At 62.9% G+C, this 15,864-nt stretch carries 15 protein-coding genes; 7 read left to right on the plus strand and 8 right to left on the minus strand.

Annotated elements, in window-relative coordinates; translation table 11 throughout:
• From VF497_RS15275 to VF497_RS15285, 3 genes are all read right to left on the minus strand, one after another.
• Positions 1-551, minus strand: a 551-nt coding sequence (locus tag VF497_RS15275; protein WP_330890254.1) for an FAD-dependent oxidoreductase, incomplete at its 3' end; no start/stop codon positions are given.
• A 51-nt stretch (positions 552-602) separates the two neighbouring features.
• On the minus strand, positions 603-2,321 hold the full coding sequence (locus VF497_RS15280) for a D-aminoacylase (RefSeq protein WP_330890256.1): 1,719 nt from the start codon (positions 2,319-2,321) through the stop codon (positions 603-605).
• A gap of 78 nt (positions 2,322-2,399) precedes the next feature.
• The gene (locus VF497_RS15285; RefSeq protein WP_330890258.1) at positions 2,400-2,888 is read right to left on the minus strand and encodes a peptidylprolyl isomerase; all 489 of its coding nucleotides are present in this window, start codon (positions 2,886-2,888) and stop codon (positions 2,400-2,402) included.
• Positions 2,889-3,086: 198 nt separating this feature from the next.
• Here VF497_RS15285 and VF497_RS15290 point away from each other — a divergent pair, with 198 nt between their 5' ends.
• Positions 3,087-3,584, plus strand: a complete 498-nt coding sequence (locus VF497_RS15290) for a C40 family peptidase (protein WP_414706920.1) — start codon at positions 3,087-3,089, stop codon at positions 3,582-3,584.
• 15 nt (positions 3,585-3,599) lie between these two features.
• On the opposite strand, the gene VF497_RS15295 is transcribed toward VF497_RS15290, so the two are convergent.
• Positions 3,600-4,115, minus strand: coding sequence for a YkvA family protein (locus VF497_RS15295; protein WP_330890261.1), 516 nt, complete (start codon positions 4,113-4,115; stop codon positions 3,600-3,602).
• Between the two features lie 127 nt (positions 4,116-4,242).
• Here VF497_RS15295 and VF497_RS15300 point away from each other — a divergent pair, with 127 nt between their 5' ends.
• The 4 genes from VF497_RS15300 (at position 4,243) to VF497_RS15315 (ending at position 7,804) form a co-directional block, all read left to right on the plus strand.
• The gene (locus VF497_RS15300; RefSeq protein ID WP_330890263.1) at positions 4,243-4,821 is read left to right on the plus strand and encodes a hypothetical protein; all 579 of its coding nucleotides are present in this window, start codon (positions 4,243-4,245) and stop codon (positions 4,819-4,821) included.
• A 245-nt stretch (positions 4,822-5,066) separates the two neighbouring features.
• The gene (locus VF497_RS15305; protein WP_330890265.1) at positions 5,067-6,392 is read left to right on the plus strand and encodes a DEAD/DEAH box helicase; all 1,326 of its coding nucleotides are present in this window, start codon (positions 5,067-5,069) and stop codon (positions 6,390-6,392) included.
• 176 nt (positions 6,393-6,568) lie between these two features.
• Positions 6,569-7,129 (plus strand): DUF4124 domain-containing protein, encoded by a 561-nt coding sequence (locus VF497_RS15310; RefSeq protein ID WP_330890267.1) that lies wholly within the window; start codon positions 6,569-6,571, stop codon positions 7,127-7,129.
• A 354-nt stretch (positions 7,130-7,483) separates the two neighbouring features.
• On the plus strand, positions 7,484-7,804 hold the full coding sequence (locus VF497_RS15315; RefSeq protein WP_330890269.1) for a hypothetical protein: 321 nt from the start codon (positions 7,484-7,486) through the stop codon (positions 7,802-7,804).
• A gap of 744 nt (positions 7,805-8,548) precedes the next feature.
• Here the strand turns inward: VF497_RS15315 and VF497_RS15320 are convergent.
• The 4 genes from VF497_RS15320 to VF497_RS15335 are packed head-to-tail and all read right to left on the minus strand — an operon-like array spanning position 8,549 to position 13,938.
• Complete coding sequence (locus VF497_RS15320) at positions 8,549-9,157, minus strand: class I SAM-dependent methyltransferase (protein WP_330890272.1); 609 nt, start codon at positions 9,155-9,157, stop codon at positions 8,549-8,551.
• 46 nt (positions 9,158-9,203) lie between these two features.
• The gene (locus tag VF497_RS15325; RefSeq protein WP_330890274.1) at positions 9,204-10,259 is read right to left on the minus strand and encodes a 2-oxoacid:ferredoxin oxidoreductase subunit beta; all 1,056 of its coding nucleotides are present in this window, start codon (positions 10,257-10,259) and stop codon (positions 9,204-9,206) included.
• Positions 10,256-12,109: a 2-oxoacid:acceptor oxidoreductase subunit alpha gene (locus VF497_RS15330; protein WP_330890276.1), complete on the minus strand. Its 1,854-nt coding sequence runs from the start codon at positions 12,107-12,109 to the stop codon at positions 10,256-10,258. The genes VF497_RS15325 and VF497_RS15330 overlap by 4 nt, the downstream gene beginning before the upstream one ends.
• The gene (locus tag VF497_RS15335) at positions 12,106-13,938 is read right to left on the minus strand and encodes an FAD-dependent oxidoreductase (RefSeq protein ID WP_330890278.1); all 1,833 of its coding nucleotides are present in this window, start codon (positions 13,936-13,938) and stop codon (positions 12,106-12,108) included. Before VF497_RS15335 ends, VF497_RS15330 begins: the two co-directional genes overlap by 4 nt.
• 232 nt (positions 13,939-14,170) lie before the next feature.
• Here VF497_RS15335 and VF497_RS15340 point away from each other — a divergent pair, with 232 nt between their 5' ends.
• Together VF497_RS15340 and VF497_RS15345 are read left to right on the plus strand one after the other, a co-directional pair.
• Positions 14,171-15,421, plus strand: a complete 1,251-nt coding sequence (locus VF497_RS15340) for a polyhydroxyalkanoate depolymerase (protein WP_330890281.1) — start codon at positions 14,171-14,173, stop codon at positions 15,419-15,421.
• A gap of 202 nt (positions 15,422-15,623) precedes the next feature.
• Positions 15,624-15,864, plus strand: a 241-nt coding sequence (locus VF497_RS15345; RefSeq protein WP_330890283.1) for an acyl-CoA thioesterase, incomplete at its 3' end; no start/stop codon positions are given.

Genomic DNA, 15,864 nt, shown 5'->3' on the forward strand with positions numbered 1-15,864 from the left:
CGGGCAGATACTTGGTCATGCGGAATTCCGAGCGCTTGAACTGCGCGCTGGCGTGGAATCCCGCGGGCCAGCGTGTCCGGCAGATGGCTTGCTTCGTCAAACGCCGCTTGTTCGCGATGCACGTAGATCGTGCCGCTTTCCTCGTACTCGCAGTTCAGAGCTTCGCGACGCACGAGTTCGCCGAGCAGGTCGCGCGAGCGCAGCAGCAGCGGGCCCTTTACGCACGCGAGACGATGGTAGTCGTTCCAGTTGCAGCGCCGCGCGAATTGCAGCATCCACTCGAACAACTCGAAGTCGAGGCGCGGCGCGACGCGGAACGGCGCATCGGGCGTCAGCATCCACTTGAGCGCCTTGCCGACCATGCCCGGCTGCGACAGCGGCGGCGCATGGCTCGGCGTGATCGTGCCGCAGTTGCCGTGCGAGGAACCGCTGGCGAGTGTGTTCTGCTCGAGAATCGTCACACCGCGCCCGGCCTTGAGCAGACAATAGGCACAGGCGAGGCCGATGATGCCGCCGCCGAGGATCAGTACATCAGACTTGTTGTTCGACATGCTCCGAAGTATCCGTCATTCCAGCTTTCGCCGGAATGACGAGCAGAGAATTTACTTCGCCTCAGTCTTCCAGCCTGTCCAGCCCGGACCGCGCACGAACACGCCGGGCTTGGCGCCCGTATGTTCGCCGTCCTTGAGCACCTGTACGCCATTGACGAACACGTCGCGCACACCAGTCGCGTACTGCTGTGGCTCGTCGAACGTCGCGTGGTCGGCGATCGTCGCCGCATCGAAGATCACGATGTCCGCGTAATCGCCGGCCTTCAATTCGCCACGGTCGCGCAGTTTGAGGTTCTTCGCCGGCAACGAAGTCAGGCGTCGGATCGCATCGGACAGCGTGGCGACCTTTTCCTCGCGCACGTACTTGCCGAGCACGCGCGCGAAGTTGCCGTAGGCGCGCGGATGCGGCTGCGACTTGAGGAAATCGCCCTCGGGCGCTTCCGAACCTTCGTCCGAACCGAACGCCACCCACGGCAGCGCGACCGCCTGCTTCACGTTGTCCTCGGACATGAGGAAATACACCGTGCCGACGCGGCTGCCGTCCTCGATGACGAGATCGATCGCGGTTTCAGCGGGCGTCTTGCCGCGCATCTTCGCGACTTCGGCGAGCGTCTTGCCGGTCAGCGGCTTGAGCTTTGGATTCTTGAACGCGACGAGCAAAACGTTTTGCGGCCTGCCCGCGGCAAGCCGCAGGTTTTCCCACTTGTCGGTCGGCGTGTTCATCTCCTTGATCACGCGCTTGCGCGTCTTCGCGTCTTTCAGCCTCTTGATCCACTCGTCGAGGCCGCCTTCCTGCACCCATGGCGGCATGGATGCATCGAGGCCGGTCGCGCCCGCAGTGTACGTGTACATGTTCGCGGAAATATCGAGACCATGCTGGCGCGCGTGTTCGACCATCGCGATCGCCTGCGCCTGCTTGGCCCAGTTGTCGCGGCCCGCGGCCTTGAAATGGTAGATCTCGCCATGCACGCCAGCCATGCTCGCGATGCGAATCAGTTCATCGACGCTTTCAAGCAGGCGCGGCCCTTCGCTGCGCATGTGCGAAATGTAGCCGCCGCCGAATTCGCCCGCAGCTTTCGTGATCGCGACGAGTTCGTCGGTCTTAGCGTAGAACGCCGGCGCATAGATCAGCGAGGAGCCGACGCCGAGTGCGCCTTCGCGCATCGCCGTGCGCGTCAGCTCCTGCATGTTGGCGAGTTCCTGCACGTTCGGCGCGCGATCGGCATAGCCGACTTCGTGGATGCGCAGCGTCGTCGCGCCGACGAACGAGGCGATGTTCGGCGCGATGCCTTTGGCGACGAGCGCCTCCATGCCTTCGCCGAAGCCGCTCCAGGTGACCGGGTGCTTGAGGTCGCCCTGCAGTTTCATCTCCTCTTCGCGCATTTGCGCAGTCAGCGGACCGAGCGAAGAGCCTTCGCCGAACACTTCGAGGGTCACCCCCTGTTTGATGTCCGACATCGAGCGACCGTCCTGGAACAGCGCATCGCCGGCCCACGACAGCATGTTGATGAAACCAGGCGCGACCGCGAGACCGTTCGCGTCGATCTCGTGCGTCGCGTGCGCTTGCGACAGATCGCCTACTGCGGCGATGCGCTGGCCACGCACGCCGATGTCGGCAGACACCGGCGCTGCGCCGCTGCCGTCGTAGACGATGCCGTGGCGGATGACCAGATCGTAGTCGGCAGGTTGCGGCTTCGGAGCCGGAGCCGGCGTCTGGCAGGCGGCGAGGAGAAGTGCAAGAACAGGAATCAAGCCAACCGTACGCGACATCGATTTCTCCGCAAAACTGCGACCCCACAACATCGTCACCCCGGCTTTGCTGGGATGACGGGCAAAACGGCCTAACGGTCAGTGGTGATGCCCGCCTTCACCGTGCACGTGTCCATGCTCGATTTCCTCGGGCGTCGCATCGCGCACATCGGTGATCTCGACGTCGAACTTCAATGTCTTGCCGGCCATCGGATGGTTCAGATCCACATCGACCACGCTCGAACCGACCTTGAGCACGACGACCTGGCGATAGCCGCCGTCCTGCACGCTGAGCACGGTTGCGTCGCCCGGCTTGAGATGATCGGCGTCGCGGAAATACTTCTTCGGCACGCGCTGGGTGAAATCCTCGCGGCGCTCGCCATAGCCCTGCTCGGGCGGCACGCTTACGTCGAACTTGTCGCCCGGCTCATGGCCTTCCATCGCCTGCTCGAGGCCAGGGATGATCTGGCCGTGGCCGAACAGGATCGTCAACGGCTCGGCGCGATCATGCGAGGAATCGACCTTCGTGCCCGTCTCGTCGGTGAGGTGATAATGAAAGGTCACGACCTTGTCTTTTTCCGCCTTCATCAAATGTCCTTCGTAGGTTCTGCGCGCTGCGAATCCGGCCGGCATTAGCGGCCACGTTCTGGCCGCTTGAACGGCGGCAGTCGTTGCCGCGGCAACGTCGTCGGCAACAAAGGAATTATACAGCCGGCTGAACGCCTGTTCGGCCGGCCGGCGCAAACGATTGACAACGTCTCGGGTTTTGCCCGAACGTGCGCGGCGATGCGCTGCCTTCGCTCCCTCCCGCTGGTTTTCGCGATCGCGCTGCTCGCGGCCTGTTCGGGCCCGCGCATGCGGCCACAGCGCGAGCCCTTGCCGCCGCCGGCACCGCGCGGGATCGCCCAGCCGAACGACATCCTGTTCCGTGCGATCGGCCTCGTCGGCACGCCCTACCACTGGGGCGGCAACACGCCGCAGAGCGGCTTCGATTGCTCGGGTCTCGTCGTCTACGTGTTTCGCGAAATCGCCGGCGTCAGCCTGCCGCGCACGACCCAGGACATGTACGCACTCGATCTCGCCGACGTGCGCCGCGACCGCCTCCAGGGCGGCGACCTGGTCTTCTTCAACACATCAGGCCGCGACATCAGCCATGTCGGCATCTATGTCGGCCAGGACCGCTTCGTCCACGCGCCGAACGAAGGCGGCACGGTGCGCCTGGACTATCTGAGCAACGTCTACTGGAACAAGCACTACAGTGGCGCGCGCCGCGTGCGGCTCTGAGCGCAGGTTCCGAACCTACGCCGCGCGCTTCCCGCTTCGGCCCAGCCTCGCACGCAACGCGTCGCGCTTGCGCGCGAGGCTCACCGCATATTCCTGTCGTGTCGCCGGCGGCGCGGCCGCGAGTTCCTCGCGGAACTTGCAGAAATCGGCGTAGGCGCGCAGCACCGGCGCGAGCTTGCGCAACAGCAGCTCGAGCATGATCGCATCGTCGAGCAGGCCGATTACTTCGATGTCGTCGGGGATCAGGTCTTCCGGGTCGCTGAAGTAGACCAGCGCCTCGAGCACGTCGACGCGGCACTGCGTCGGCAGCGCCCAGGCCTCGTCCTCGAGCATCACGATCAGACGTTGCACGCCGGCGATGCGCTTGCGCACGTAGCTCGGCGCGGTGGCCAGCGGTGCGGAGTCCAATGCCTGCTTCGCTGCATCGAGGATGTCCGCCTCGTCGGCTTCCTGGGCGACGTGGCGCGAGCGCTGCAGCGCCTGCTGGAAACGGGTGAGATCCTTCGGTTCGATTTCGATGGTGATGCGCATGGCGGTGCGGATTATTCCACGAGTCCGCGTCGCGCAACCGCAATTGGCCACACGGTATTGGCCGGAAGTGGCCATTGCGACGACAAGGCGCAGTTTCGATGATGGCGCAAGCGACTGGAGATCGATCATGAATCCTTCACGTTGGTGGCTTCCGCTGTTGGTTCTGCTCAGTTCCGCAAACGCACCCTGCCAGGCCGCCGCCGGCATCGCGCCGGCAAACGCAGCGGCCGATGTTGCGCACGATGGCCAGCGCGATTTCGACTGGGAAATCGGCAGCTGGAAAACCCAGCTCAAGCGCCGCCTGCATCCGCTGGCCGGTTCGAACGAATGGGTCGAATACGCCGGCACGACGACGGTGAGCAAGGTCTGGGGCGGCGACGCGAATCTGGTCGAACTCGACGTCAAGGGACCCACCGGCCGCATCGAAGGCCTGTCGCTGCGCGTGTACAACCCCGAATCGCACCAGTGGAGCCTGAACTTCGCCAATCGCAAGATGGGCGTGCTCGTGCCGCCGACGATCGGCGAATTCAAGAACGGCCGTGGCGAGTTCTACAATGCGGACACGTTGAACGGCCGCGCGATCCTCGTGCGCTTCGTCATGTCGGACATCACCGCCGACTCGGCGCGCTTCGAACAGTCTTTCTCCGCCGACGGCGGCAAGACCTGGGAATCGAACTGGATCGCGGTGGACACGCGGCCCAAGTAGCCCATTGCGGCGGACAGGTCGCTGCGGTATACTTTACGGCTTGCGTCGCTTCTCTTTCCGTTTCGGACTCGACTCGAGTCCGCATTCTCCGGCTACGACGCCCTGCGGTACACGCTTGGATTTCCTGATGGGATTCCGGCCGACCGCCCTGCCCACGGCGCGGCTTATCGGAAACGCTGAGGAATTTTTTATCGGTCCGCATTGCGGGCCGTTCGCGCTTGTGCGCGATTTATTGGAACTGAAAAATGTCATTCGAAACCCTGGGCCTGTCGCCCGCCATCCTGCGCGCTCTCGCCGAGCAAGGCTACGACGCGCCGACGCCGATCCAAGAGGCGGCCATTCCGCTCGTGCTCGAAGGCCGCGACCTGCTTGCCGGCGCGCAGACCGGCACCGGCAAGACCGCCGCGTTCACCCTGCCGCTGCTGCAGCGCCTGTTCGCCGATGCCGCGCCGGTCAGCGGCAAGCGCCGCCCGCGCGTACTCATCCTCACGCCGACGCGCGAGCTCGCCGCGCAGATCCACGAGAACGTGCGCGCCTACGCCAAGCACCTGCGCGTGTTCGCCACGACGATCTTCGGCGGCGTCGGCATGCAGCCGCAGATCGACGCGCTGCGCCGCGGCGTCGACATCCTCATCGCCACGCCGGGCCGCCTGATCGACCATCTCGAACGGCGCACGGTCGACGTCTCGGGTATCGAGATCCTTGTCCTCGACGAAGCCGACCGCATGCTCGACATGGGCTTCCTGCCGCAGATGAAGCGCGTGTTGAATGCGCTGCCGAAGCAGAACCGGCAGACCCTGCTGTTCTCGGCCACGTTCGCCGACCAGATCAAGGCGCTCGCGCGCGAGTTCATGCGCGATCCGGCCGAAGTGCAGATCGCCGCGCGCAACAGCGTCGTCGCAACGGTGACGCATCGCGTGCATCCGGTTGACGCTTCACGCAAGCGCGACTTGCTGCTGGAATTGCTGAGCCGTGACAGCCGCCGCCAGACTCTTGTATTCGGCCGCACCAAGCACGGCGCCGACAAACTGGCCAAGTTCCTCGACGAGCGCGGCCTGCGCACCGCGGCGATCCACGGCAACAAGAGCCAGGGTGCGCGCACGCGCGCGCTCGCCGATTTCAAGAACGGCAAGATCACCGTGCTCGTCGCCACCGACATCGCCGCGCGCGGTATCGACATCGACCAACTGCCTCTCGTGATCAACTTCGACTTGCCGATGGTCGCCGAGGACTACGTGCATCGCATCGGCCGCACCGGCCGAGCCGGCGCCGAGGGCCTCGCCGTCTCGCTCGTCTCGCACGACGAGGCGCGCCTGTTGCGCGACATCCGCCGCCTGCTCAAGCAGGATATTGCGATCGAGGATGTGGAAGGATTCGAGCCGAGCTCGCCGTTGCGCCTCGACGGCAACGGTGGCGGCGGCCAGCCGAAGCAGAATCAGAACGCGCGCAAGCCGAACCACGCACGCCGCCCGCATGCGCAGGCGCCGAACGGCCAGCACGCGAAGCCGCACGCCGCAGCGAACAAGCAGCGCAACTGGCGCGGTGGCGGGCGCGACGCGCGCAAGGCTTGAATGGCTTGATTCGTCGCGAGCGAGACGTTTCCGCAACCGAAAAGGCCGGGCCGACAAGCCCGGCCTTCTTCATTTGCGGGCGGTGCAACGACGTGTCAGTGCCATCGTTGCGACGCGCGTTGAACCCGTCGGTTGGCCGCAGTACGATGCTTGCAAAGGCCTCTCGGGAGAGAGAAATGGGCAAAATCGCTCTGTCTTTGCTACTGGGGTCAGCCTCGGCTTTTGTCCAGGCCCAGACGATCTATAAGTGCGCGGGCAGCAACGGCTCGGTCATCTATTCGCAAAGCCCTTGCGGCAAGGACGCGCGAATAGTGATGCAAGGCCGTCCCGCAAGCGAAAAGTCGTCGAATGGAGATGAGGGCGGGCCCCCACCGTCAACTCGCAAACCGGATGCCAATATCCAGGCCATCAGCGATTCCGTCGATGACTCGAACTGCCGACGGGATGCGCAACGTCTTGCCGTAGCGCCATCGAACGAGAAAATCGAACAAGCGAATCGACAGATAGCCGAACTCAATTCCCGTGTCTACGTGAACGGCTACGGCCAAACGAATACAGGCAATGCAGCGATAGCCAATCAGCAAGTCGAAGAAGAGATCACTTCACTCAGGCAAGTTATTTCCTCCGAGCAGGCGCGCAACGAAGCCCTCATTGCCGAATCAAAGAAAAGAATGGCCGATGCTCTGGCTGAGTGCGATAGGAAGAAATCGGAACGCGAAGTTCGCGCGAGCAAATAGCGCCCGCGAGTCCAGCCCGTAGACTGACTTACCAAACGTGGCCTATGTATTGCGTGCTGGAACTTGCAACGCGGCAGCGGAAGCTTTGAGTTTCGGCCCGAGGTAATGCGATCCACAGGCTATCAGCCCTGCCTGTACGACGTGGACAGATACCATCGAAAATGTCACTGGCTTCGAGCAGCGCCAGCCGCTGGCGACACTGGCGTCGCGAGCGCGATGCGCGCATGCAAAGCCTCTCTCCGTAGGTGCCCAGCGATTTGCATATGGGCCGGGACAAGATTGGGCTTCACACCCAGTCTACGTACCCGCCATTGATGTAGGCTATGCGAGCAAAAATCGCCGGGGGAAGGGGATATGTCTATCGGTCGTTTAACGCTGATCTCGCTTGTGCTGCTTTTGAGCGCTTGTGCCACCACGCTGACTGAACGCGCATCGCACATTCAGATCATAACTTCCGATGAAGCAAAGCAGTATCAGTTTGTCGCGCAAGTCAGCGCATCATCCAGCTTGACTGGAGTGGCACGCCACACCGGGTACCAAAATGCACTCAACAACGTGCTGGATCAAGCTGCCGCAAAAGGAGCCCAATTTATTGTGCTTGATCCGAATAGCGAACCCTCGTACTGGACGACGAGCGAAGTAGTGAGAGCTACCGCATATAAACGCACTCAATAGGCGTTCTCCGCGACGTATGTGTAACGCACATAACCATCGGCCGGGATGCCCATGCGGCTGGGGAGGCGACGGCCATCTCGGTGGAGGCGGTGGTCGTGGTGGCAGCCATAGCCCTAAAAGCGATGGTGCGAACGTTCATAGCACGCAGCATTTCTTATCAGATATCCGTGGCCATATTGGGCGGATCACTTATGACCGCTATGTAAACCCAAACGCTCGATGTCCGGTGTGCGAGGATCCGGTAATTTTCTACCAATCGGAATACGGCGGGCGGGTATTTTTTAATCCCCCGCTAGGTCCGCCTTGGGAGAAACATGGCTGTACCGATACCCGAAATTCCTCGCCACTTCCTTATTTCGAGACAAAATCACAGCCTCCACTCCGCGATGGATGGAGCCCCATCATTGATCCAACAGCAGAGAGCCTAACTCCTCATCTTTATCGCATCACGGTAAAGGTAGATGGTAGAGAAACTATCCTCTACGTTCGAAAACGTGATGTTCCTCAAGATGTAAACTTGACTTGGCTGATTGATCGAACGTTTGTTGCTATCAAGCATATTACGAATGGTACTTATTGGATTTCCGTACTGAACAAGAATTTCAAGGACTTCCGGGTTCCAGCATTTACTTCTCAAGCATCCGCAAACGCCTGGAACTCGTAGGGCGGGAGGAACCGCGCAAGCGACTTATCCCGCCTTCATAGCCGGCAATAGAAGGCGGGATGTGCTTCGCTTCCCCTGCCCTACCGCTGATTCGACGCTATTTCCAGCGCAGCCACCGACGCCTCGAGCTTCGGCCCAAGATAGCAATGCGATCCGCAGGCCGTCAGCCCCGCCTGCGCAAACGTGGACAAGTACCATTTCGGCGAGCGCGCGATAAAACCGTGCTTGTCGCCATCGAGCGCGTCTTTCGACGTGAACAGTTCGAGAAAGGCCACGCCGGCAAGCATGTCGGCAATGCCGGCGAGTCCGCGATGCAGCTCAGCCGACGGCAGGTAGTGGATGACGTCGGAGCAGACGATCAGATCGAAGTCGTGGCCGAAGCGCAGTTCGGCAAGTTGGCCGAAGCCGACCAGACGCAGGTTGCGCGCGCGGCCGTAGCGTGCAATCGCGTATTCGCTCGAATCGATGCCGAGATAGTCGATGCGCGGACGCAGTTTCCTCAACGGTGCGCGCCACGTACCTTCGCCGCAGCCGACGTCGAGCACGTTGCGCACGCGCTGGCCGAGGTAGTACTCGGCGCCGGCAATCGCCAGCGCCGCTTTGCGTTCCAGCAACGCTGGATTGTTCACCGCATGCTGCGAGTGGCGGTACCAGCGGTCGAAATAGGCACGGTCGTAGATTTTGGTCATTGCGTTTGACTTGGATTCCCTTCTCCCGGTGGGAGAAGGGAAGCAGTCAACGCAACGAGTTGTTGATCTTCGCCAGCGTCTCCGCGCCCGGATTCAACTCTTTTGCACCGAGACGGTTGATCGGCACTTCGGTCGTGTTGAAGTGCTCGTGCAGGTCATGTGCGTCGGGATCGACATAGAGCAGGCCAGTGACGACTTCGCCCTTCGCTTGCGCTGCATGCACGTAGTTCATCGCCTTGACCCGGTCGTGCGCGTTGAAGTCGGCGCTGAGCTTGCGCAGGCGCACGATGCTGCCGTCATGCTGGGTGACGTCGACGATCTCGCCTTCGGCATAGTCGACGGTGATCTCGGCGCGCACGTCGATGAAGTCGAGCCGGTTCACCGCCTCGTTGTGCTCGCGCACGTATTCGTAGCTCTTGGTACTGCCGGCGTGATTGTTGAACGCGACGCAGGGGCTGATCACGTCGATGAAGGCCGCGCCCTTGTGAGTAATCGCGCCCTTGATCAGCGGCACGAGTTGCTTCTTGTCGCCGGAGAAGCCGCGCGCGACATAGGTGGCGCCGAGCTGCATCGCGAGGCCGACCAGGTCGAGCGGGCTGTCGCTGTTGACCACGCCCTTCTTCGATTTCGAACCCTGGTCGGCGGTCGCCGAGAACTGGCCCTTGGTCAGGCCGTAGACGCCATTGTTCTCGACGATGTAGACCATATTGACGCCGCGCCGGATCGCATGCACGAACTGGCCGATACCGATCGAGGCCGAGTCGCCGTCGCCCGACACGCCGAGATAGAGCAGGTCGCGGTTGGCGAGGTTCGCACCGGTCAACACCGAGGGCATGCGCCCGTGCACCGTATTGAAGCCGTGCGACTGGCCGAGGAAATAGTCCGGCGTCTTCGAACTGCAGCCGATGCCGCTGAGCTTGGCGACGCGGTGCGGCTCAATGTCGAGTTCCCAACAGGCCTGGATGATCGAGGCCGAGATCGAGTCGTGGCCGCAGCCCGCGCACAAGGTCGAAATCTTGCCCTCGTAGTCGCGGCGCCTGAAGCCGATCGCGTTGCAGGCGAGCGTCGGGTGATGCAGCTTCGGTTTGGCGATGTAGGTCACGCCACGTTCTCCTTCGCCTTGCTCGGCCGCATTTGCGCCGCGATCGCGCCGGCGATGAAGCGCGCCGTGATCGGCGTGCCGTCGTAGTGCAGGATCGCCGTGAGCCGCGCCGGATCGATGCCGAATTCGTTGATCAACAGCGTGCGCAGCTGGCCGTCGCGATTCTGCTCGACGACGAAGACGCGCTCGTGCTGGCGGATGAATTCGTCGACGCTGTCGGGAAACGGGAACGCACGCACGCGCAGCGTGTCGAGGACGAGGCTCTGTTTGCCTAGCAACTCGATCGCCTCGCTCATCGACGGGCTGGTCGAGCCGTAGTAGATGACGCCGTCATGCGCCTCGCCGCCGGTGCCGCGCAGGATCGGCTGCGGCACGAGCGATTTCGCCGTGTCCCATTTCCGCAGCAGGCGTTCCATGTTGTAGACATAGTCCGGCCCACGCTCGGAGTAACGCGCGTACGGATCGCGCGAGGTGCCGCGCGTGAAGTACGCGCCGCGTTCGGCATGCGTGCCGGGATAGGTGCGATACGGGATGCCGTCGCCGTCGACGTCCTTGTAGCGGCCGAAATCCTTGCCGGCTTCGAGTTCGGCCGCGGTCATCACCTTGCCGCGGTCGTAGTCGCGTGCATCGTTCCAGGCGAACGGCGTGGTCAGGCGCTGGTTCATGCCGATGTCGAGATCGGTCAGCACGAAGATCGGCGTCTGCAGGCGGTCGGCGAGATCGAACGCCTGCGCCGAGAATTCGAAGCACTCATGCGGGTCTTCGGGCAGCAGCAACACGTGCTTGGTATCGCCGTGCGAGGCATAGGCACAGGCGAGCACGTCGGACTGCTGCGTGCGCGTCGGCATGCCGGTCGAAGGACCACCGCGCTGCACGTCGATGATGGTCACCGGAATTTCGGCGAAGTAGGCAAGGCCGATGAATTCGTTCATGAGCGAGATGCCCGGCCCCGCGGTCGTCGTGAACGCGCGCGCGCCGTTCCAGCCCGCACCGACGCACATGCCGATCGAGGCGATCTCGTCCTCGGCCTGCACAATCGCAAAGCGGTTGCGCCCGGTCTCGGGATCGACGCGGTACTTCATGCAGTATTTCTGGAACGCCTCGGCGAGCGACGACGACGGCGTGATCGGATACCAGGCGCAGACCGTGGCGCCGCCATAAACACAGCCGAGCGCGGCGGCGACGTTGCCGTCGACGAAAATCTTGTCGCCGACGTTGTCCGCGCGCTGCACGTGCAGACCGATCGGGTCGAGGTGCTGCGCGGCGTGCTCGCGGCCCAGCTCAAGCGCCTGCACGTTCGAGTCGAGCAGCTTCTCTTTGCCCTTGTATTGCTCGGCGAACAGGCGCTTGATCTCACGCGCGTCGATGTCGAGCAGCACCGACAAGGCGCCGAGATACATGATGTTCTTGAACAGCTGGCGCTGGCGCGCGTCGGCATAGGTGCGGTTGCAGATCGCCGTGAGCGGCATGCCGATGACGTGGATGTCGTCGCGGAACTTCGACGCGGGCAGCGGCCGTGTCGAGTCGTAGAACAGATAGCCGCCCGGTTCGATCTCCTTCAGGTCCGCATCCCAGGTTTGCGGGTTCATCGCGACCATCAAGTCCACGCCGCCGCGCCGGCCGAGCCAGCCGCGCTCGCTGACGCGTACCTCGTACCAGGTCGGTAGGCCCTGGATGTTCGACGGGAAAATATTGCGCGGACTGACCGGCACGCCCATGCGCAGAATCGCGCGCGCGAACAGCTCGTTGGCCGAAGCCGAGCCCGAGCCGTTGACGTTGGCGAACTTGACGACAAAGTCGTTAGTGGCTTCGATGCGCGGGTGTTGCCTGGTTTCGACTTGCGCGTTCACGCCGCCGTCCTCTGCGCCGTGCGCTTGTGGCAACCGGGACCGGCCTGCGTAGTTTCGAGCAGGAACTTGCGCATGTCCCAGGCGCCGGTCGGGCAGCGCTCGGCACAGAGGCCGCAGTGCAAGCAGACGTCCTCGTCCTTGACCATCACCCTGCCCGTCTTCAGCGCGTCGGACACGTACAGCGACTGCGCGAGGTTCAATGCCGGCGCGGTCAAGTGTGTGCGCAGCTCGGCCTCGTCGTCGTTGCCGGTGAAGCTGATGCAGTCCATCGGGCAGATGTCGACGCAGGCATCGCACTCTATGCACGCGTCCTTGGTGAACACGGTCTGCACGTCGCAGTTCAGACAACGCTGCGCCTCGTGGAACGCCGTCCCGGCATCGAAGCCGAGCTCGACTTCCACTTTTATACTTTTGAGCGTCGCGTCCTTGTCGCGCCACGGCACGGCATAGCGCTGATCGTTGGAGATGTCGTTGTCGTAACTCCACTCGTGGATGCCCATCTTCTGCGAGATCAGGGTGACCGCGGGTTCGGGGCGCTCGTGGATGTCTTCGCCGCCGAGCATCTTGTCGATCGATACGGCCGCTTCGTGCCCGTGTGCGACGGCCCAGATGATGTTTTTCGGCCCGAATGCCGCGTCGCCGCCGAAGAACACCTTGGGCAAGGTCGACTGCATCGTCGCCTTGTCGACCTGGGGCAGGCCCCATTCGTCGAAGGCGATGCCGAGATCGCGTTCGATCCACGGAAACGCGTTTTCCTGACCGACTGCGATCAATACGTCGTCGCATTCAAAGAAGCCATCAGGCTCGCCGGTAGCCACGAGTTGGCGACGGCCTTTCGCGTCGCGCTCGGCGCGTACTTTCTCGAAGGTCATGCCGATCAGCTTGCCGTCGCGGTGCTCGAAGGTCTTCGGCACGAGATAGTTGAGGATCGGGATGCCTTCATGCATCGCGTCCTCCTTCTCCCACGGCGAGGCCTTCATCTCCTCGAAGCCCGAACGCACGATCACCTTCACGTCCTCGCCACCGAGGCGGCGCGAGGAGCGGCAGCAGTCCATCGCCGTATTGCCGCCTCCGAGCACGATCACGCGCTTGCCGATGCTTTTGATGTGCTCGAAATAGACCGAGGCGAGCCAGTCGAGGCCGATGTGGATGTTCGCCGCGGCTTCCTTGCGCCCCGGAAGATCCAGATCGCGCCCGCGTGGAGCACCGCTGCCGACAAAGATCGCGTCGAAATTCTGTTTCAACAAATCACGCATCGAATCGATGCGTGCCCCGCCGCGAAATTCGACGCCGAGGTCGAGCACGAAGCCCACTTCTTCGTCGATCACTTCCTCGGGCAGGCGAAAGCGCGGCACCTGCGTGCGCATGAAGCCGCCGCCTTTGCGCTCGGCCTCGAACACGGTGACCTGATAGCCGAGCGGCGCGAGATCGCGCGCGACGGTCAATGCCGACGGCCCTGCACCGACGCAGGCGATGCGCCTGCCGTTTTTCTTCGCGGCCGGTTTCGGCATGCGCGCGCGGACCGCATCGTGATCCTTGTTGTCCGCCGCGACGCGCTTCAGACGGCAGATCGCGACCGGCTCAGCCTTGCCTTCGTTGTTTTGTTCGACACGCCCGCGTCGGCACGCGGGCTCGCACGGGCGATCGCAGGTGCGCCCCAGAATCCCGGGGAAGACATTCGATTTCCAATTGACGAGATAGGCGTCGTCGTGCCGGCCCGCGGCGATCAGTCGGATGTACTCGGGGACCGGGGTATGGGCCGGGCAGGCCCACTGACAATCGACGACTTTGTGGAAATAGTCGGGTACGCGAATATCTGTCGCTTTCACCAACACCCTCCGCGATGCGGTCTAGGCCCGGTCGGGGTTCCGGTTTGCCGCTTGATTCGAGTCTACTCTCGCCCGACAGGACTGCGCAAAGCGCAGCGCCGCATGAACGCATCTTCACGCGACGGAGCTCACAATTTGTTGCGGCGCAACGTAATGCCGACTAGCATAGGGAAAGCCTGCCTTCGTGCAGAGTTTCCCTGAATAATTTTCTGCGCATCGGGATCCCCGGCCCATGACGATGTTTCTGTACCAGCTGCACGAGTTCAACCGCGCCCTGCTCAATCCGCTCGTGACTTTTTCCGAGAGCAGTGCGCGCATGTTTTCCTCGAAGGAGAGCTGGCTGTCGAAGCTGCCCGGCGCAACTCGCGCGGCGGCGAACTACGAATTGCTCTACCGCCTCGGCAAGGACTACGAAAAGCCCGCGTTCAACATTCAATCGGTGCAGGCGCACGACAATGCCGTGCCTATCGTCGAGCAGGTCGCGCTGGCCAAGCCGTTCTGCAACCTGATTCGCTTCAAGCGCTACAGCGACGAGATCGACACGCTGCAGCAGCTGAAGAACGATCCGGCCGTGCTCGTCGTCGCGCCGCTGTCCGGCCACCACGCCACGTTGCTGCGCGATACCGTGCGCACGCTGCTGCAGGACCACAAGGTCTACATCACCGACTGGGTCGACGCACGCATGGTGCCGACCGAGGCCGGCCCGTTCCACCTCGACGACTACGTCGCCTATATCCAGGAATTCATCCGTCACATCGGCGCGAAGGACCTGCACGTGATCTCCGTCTGCCAGCCGACCGTGCCGGTGCTCGCCGCAATTTCGCTGATGGCATCCAGCGGTGAAATCACGCCGCGCACGATGACGATGATGGGCGGCCCGATCGACACGCGCCGCAGCCCGACCAAGGTCAACGACCTCGCCACCACGCAGCCGATCCAGTGGTTCGAGACCAACGTGATCAACCCGGTGCCGCCGAACTACCCGGGCAAGGGCCGCAAGGTCTATCCGGGCTTCCTCCAGCATGCGGGCTTCGTCGCGATGAACCCGAGCCGGCATTTCTCCTCGCATTGGGATTTCTACCAGGACCTGCTGCGCGGCGACCTCGACGACGCCGACGCGCACCGCGAGTTCTACAACGAATACAACGCCGTGCTCGACATGCCGGCCGAGTACTACCTCGACACGGTACGCACCGTGTTCCAGGAACACGCGCTGCCGTGCGGCAACTGGAAGGTCAAGGGCAAGCTGGTCAAGCCAGCCGACATCAAGCGCACCGCGCTGTTCTCGATCGAAGGCGAGCTCGACGACATCTCCGGCACCGGCCAGACCGAAGCCGCGCATGATCTCTGCAAGGGCATCCGCGCTGCTGATCGCAAGCACCTCACCGTGAAGGGCGCCGGACACTACGGCATCTTCTCCGGCCGGCGCTGGCGCGAGAGTGTCTACCCCGAAGTGCGCGCGTTCATCCGCAAGTACGCGTAGAACCTATCTCAAAACTACTGCGCTCGACATTTCGCGCGCCGGCGGTGCTCGGAATCCTCATTTACTACTTGTAAACTCCGGTTCCTGCGCTCCGGCGACGCGCGAACTGTCTTCGCTCGCTACGTTTTGAGATAGGTTCTAGACTTAGTTGCGCAGTGTACGGCTACGCTAGAATGCGGGTTCGCAACAACACGGAGTACGCATGACCAACCCCGTCGTCGCCGAACTGGTCGAACTGCTCGGCCTCGAGCGTCTGGAAGACAACCTGTTCCGCGGCCAGAGCCGCGACATCGGCACGCGCTACGTGTTCGGCGGCCAGGTGCTCGGGCAGGCCTTGTCGGCCGCGCAGCAGACGGTCGAGGACCATCGCGGCGCGCATTCGCTGCACGCCTACTTCCTGCGTGCCGGCGACATCGGCGCGCCGATCGTCTACAACGTCGAGC

The sequence above is a fragment of the Rudaea sp. genome (assembly GCF_036383415.1).
Taxonomy (GTDB): domain Bacteria; phylum Pseudomonadota; class Gammaproteobacteria; order Xanthomonadales; family Rhodanobacteraceae; genus Rudaea.

Excerpts from the sequence above, each read along its gene's own strand:
- VF497_RS15280 (WP_330890256.1), bottom strand. The coding sequence starts at position 2,321 with ATGTCGCGTACGGTTGGCTTGATTCCTGTTCTTGCACTTCTCCTCGCC.
- VF497_RS15285 (WP_330890258.1), bottom strand. The coding sequence starts at position 2,888 with ATGAAGGCGGAAAAAGACAAGGTCGTGACCTTTCATTATCACCTCACC.
- VF497_RS15290 (WP_414706920.1), top strand. The coding sequence starts at position 3,087 with ATGCGCTGCCTTCGCTCCCTCCCGCTGGTTTTCGCGATCGCGCTGCTC.
- VF497_RS15295 (WP_330890261.1), bottom strand. The coding sequence starts at position 4,115 with ATGCGCATCACCATCGAAATCGAACCGAAGGATCTCACCCGTTTCCAG.
- VF497_RS15300 (WP_330890263.1), top strand. The coding sequence starts at position 4,243 with ATGAATCCTTCACGTTGGTGGCTTCCGCTGTTGGTTCTGCTCAGTTCC.
- VF497_RS15305 (WP_330890265.1), top strand. The coding sequence starts at position 5,067 with ATGTCATTCGAAACCCTGGGCCTGTCGCCCGCCATCCTGCGCGCTCTC.
- VF497_RS15310 (WP_330890267.1), top strand. The coding sequence starts at position 6,569 with ATGGGCAAAATCGCTCTGTCTTTGCTACTGGGGTCAGCCTCGGCTTTT.
- VF497_RS15315 (WP_330890269.1), top strand. The coding sequence starts at position 7,484 with ATGTCTATCGGTCGTTTAACGCTGATCTCGCTTGTGCTGCTTTTGAGC.
- VF497_RS15320 (WP_330890272.1), bottom strand. The coding sequence starts at position 9,157 with ATGACCAAAATCTACGACCGTGCCTATTTCGACCGCTGGTACCGCCAC.
- VF497_RS15340 (WP_330890281.1), top strand. The coding sequence starts at position 14,171 with ATGACGATGTTTCTGTACCAGCTGCACGAGTTCAACCGCGCCCTGCTC.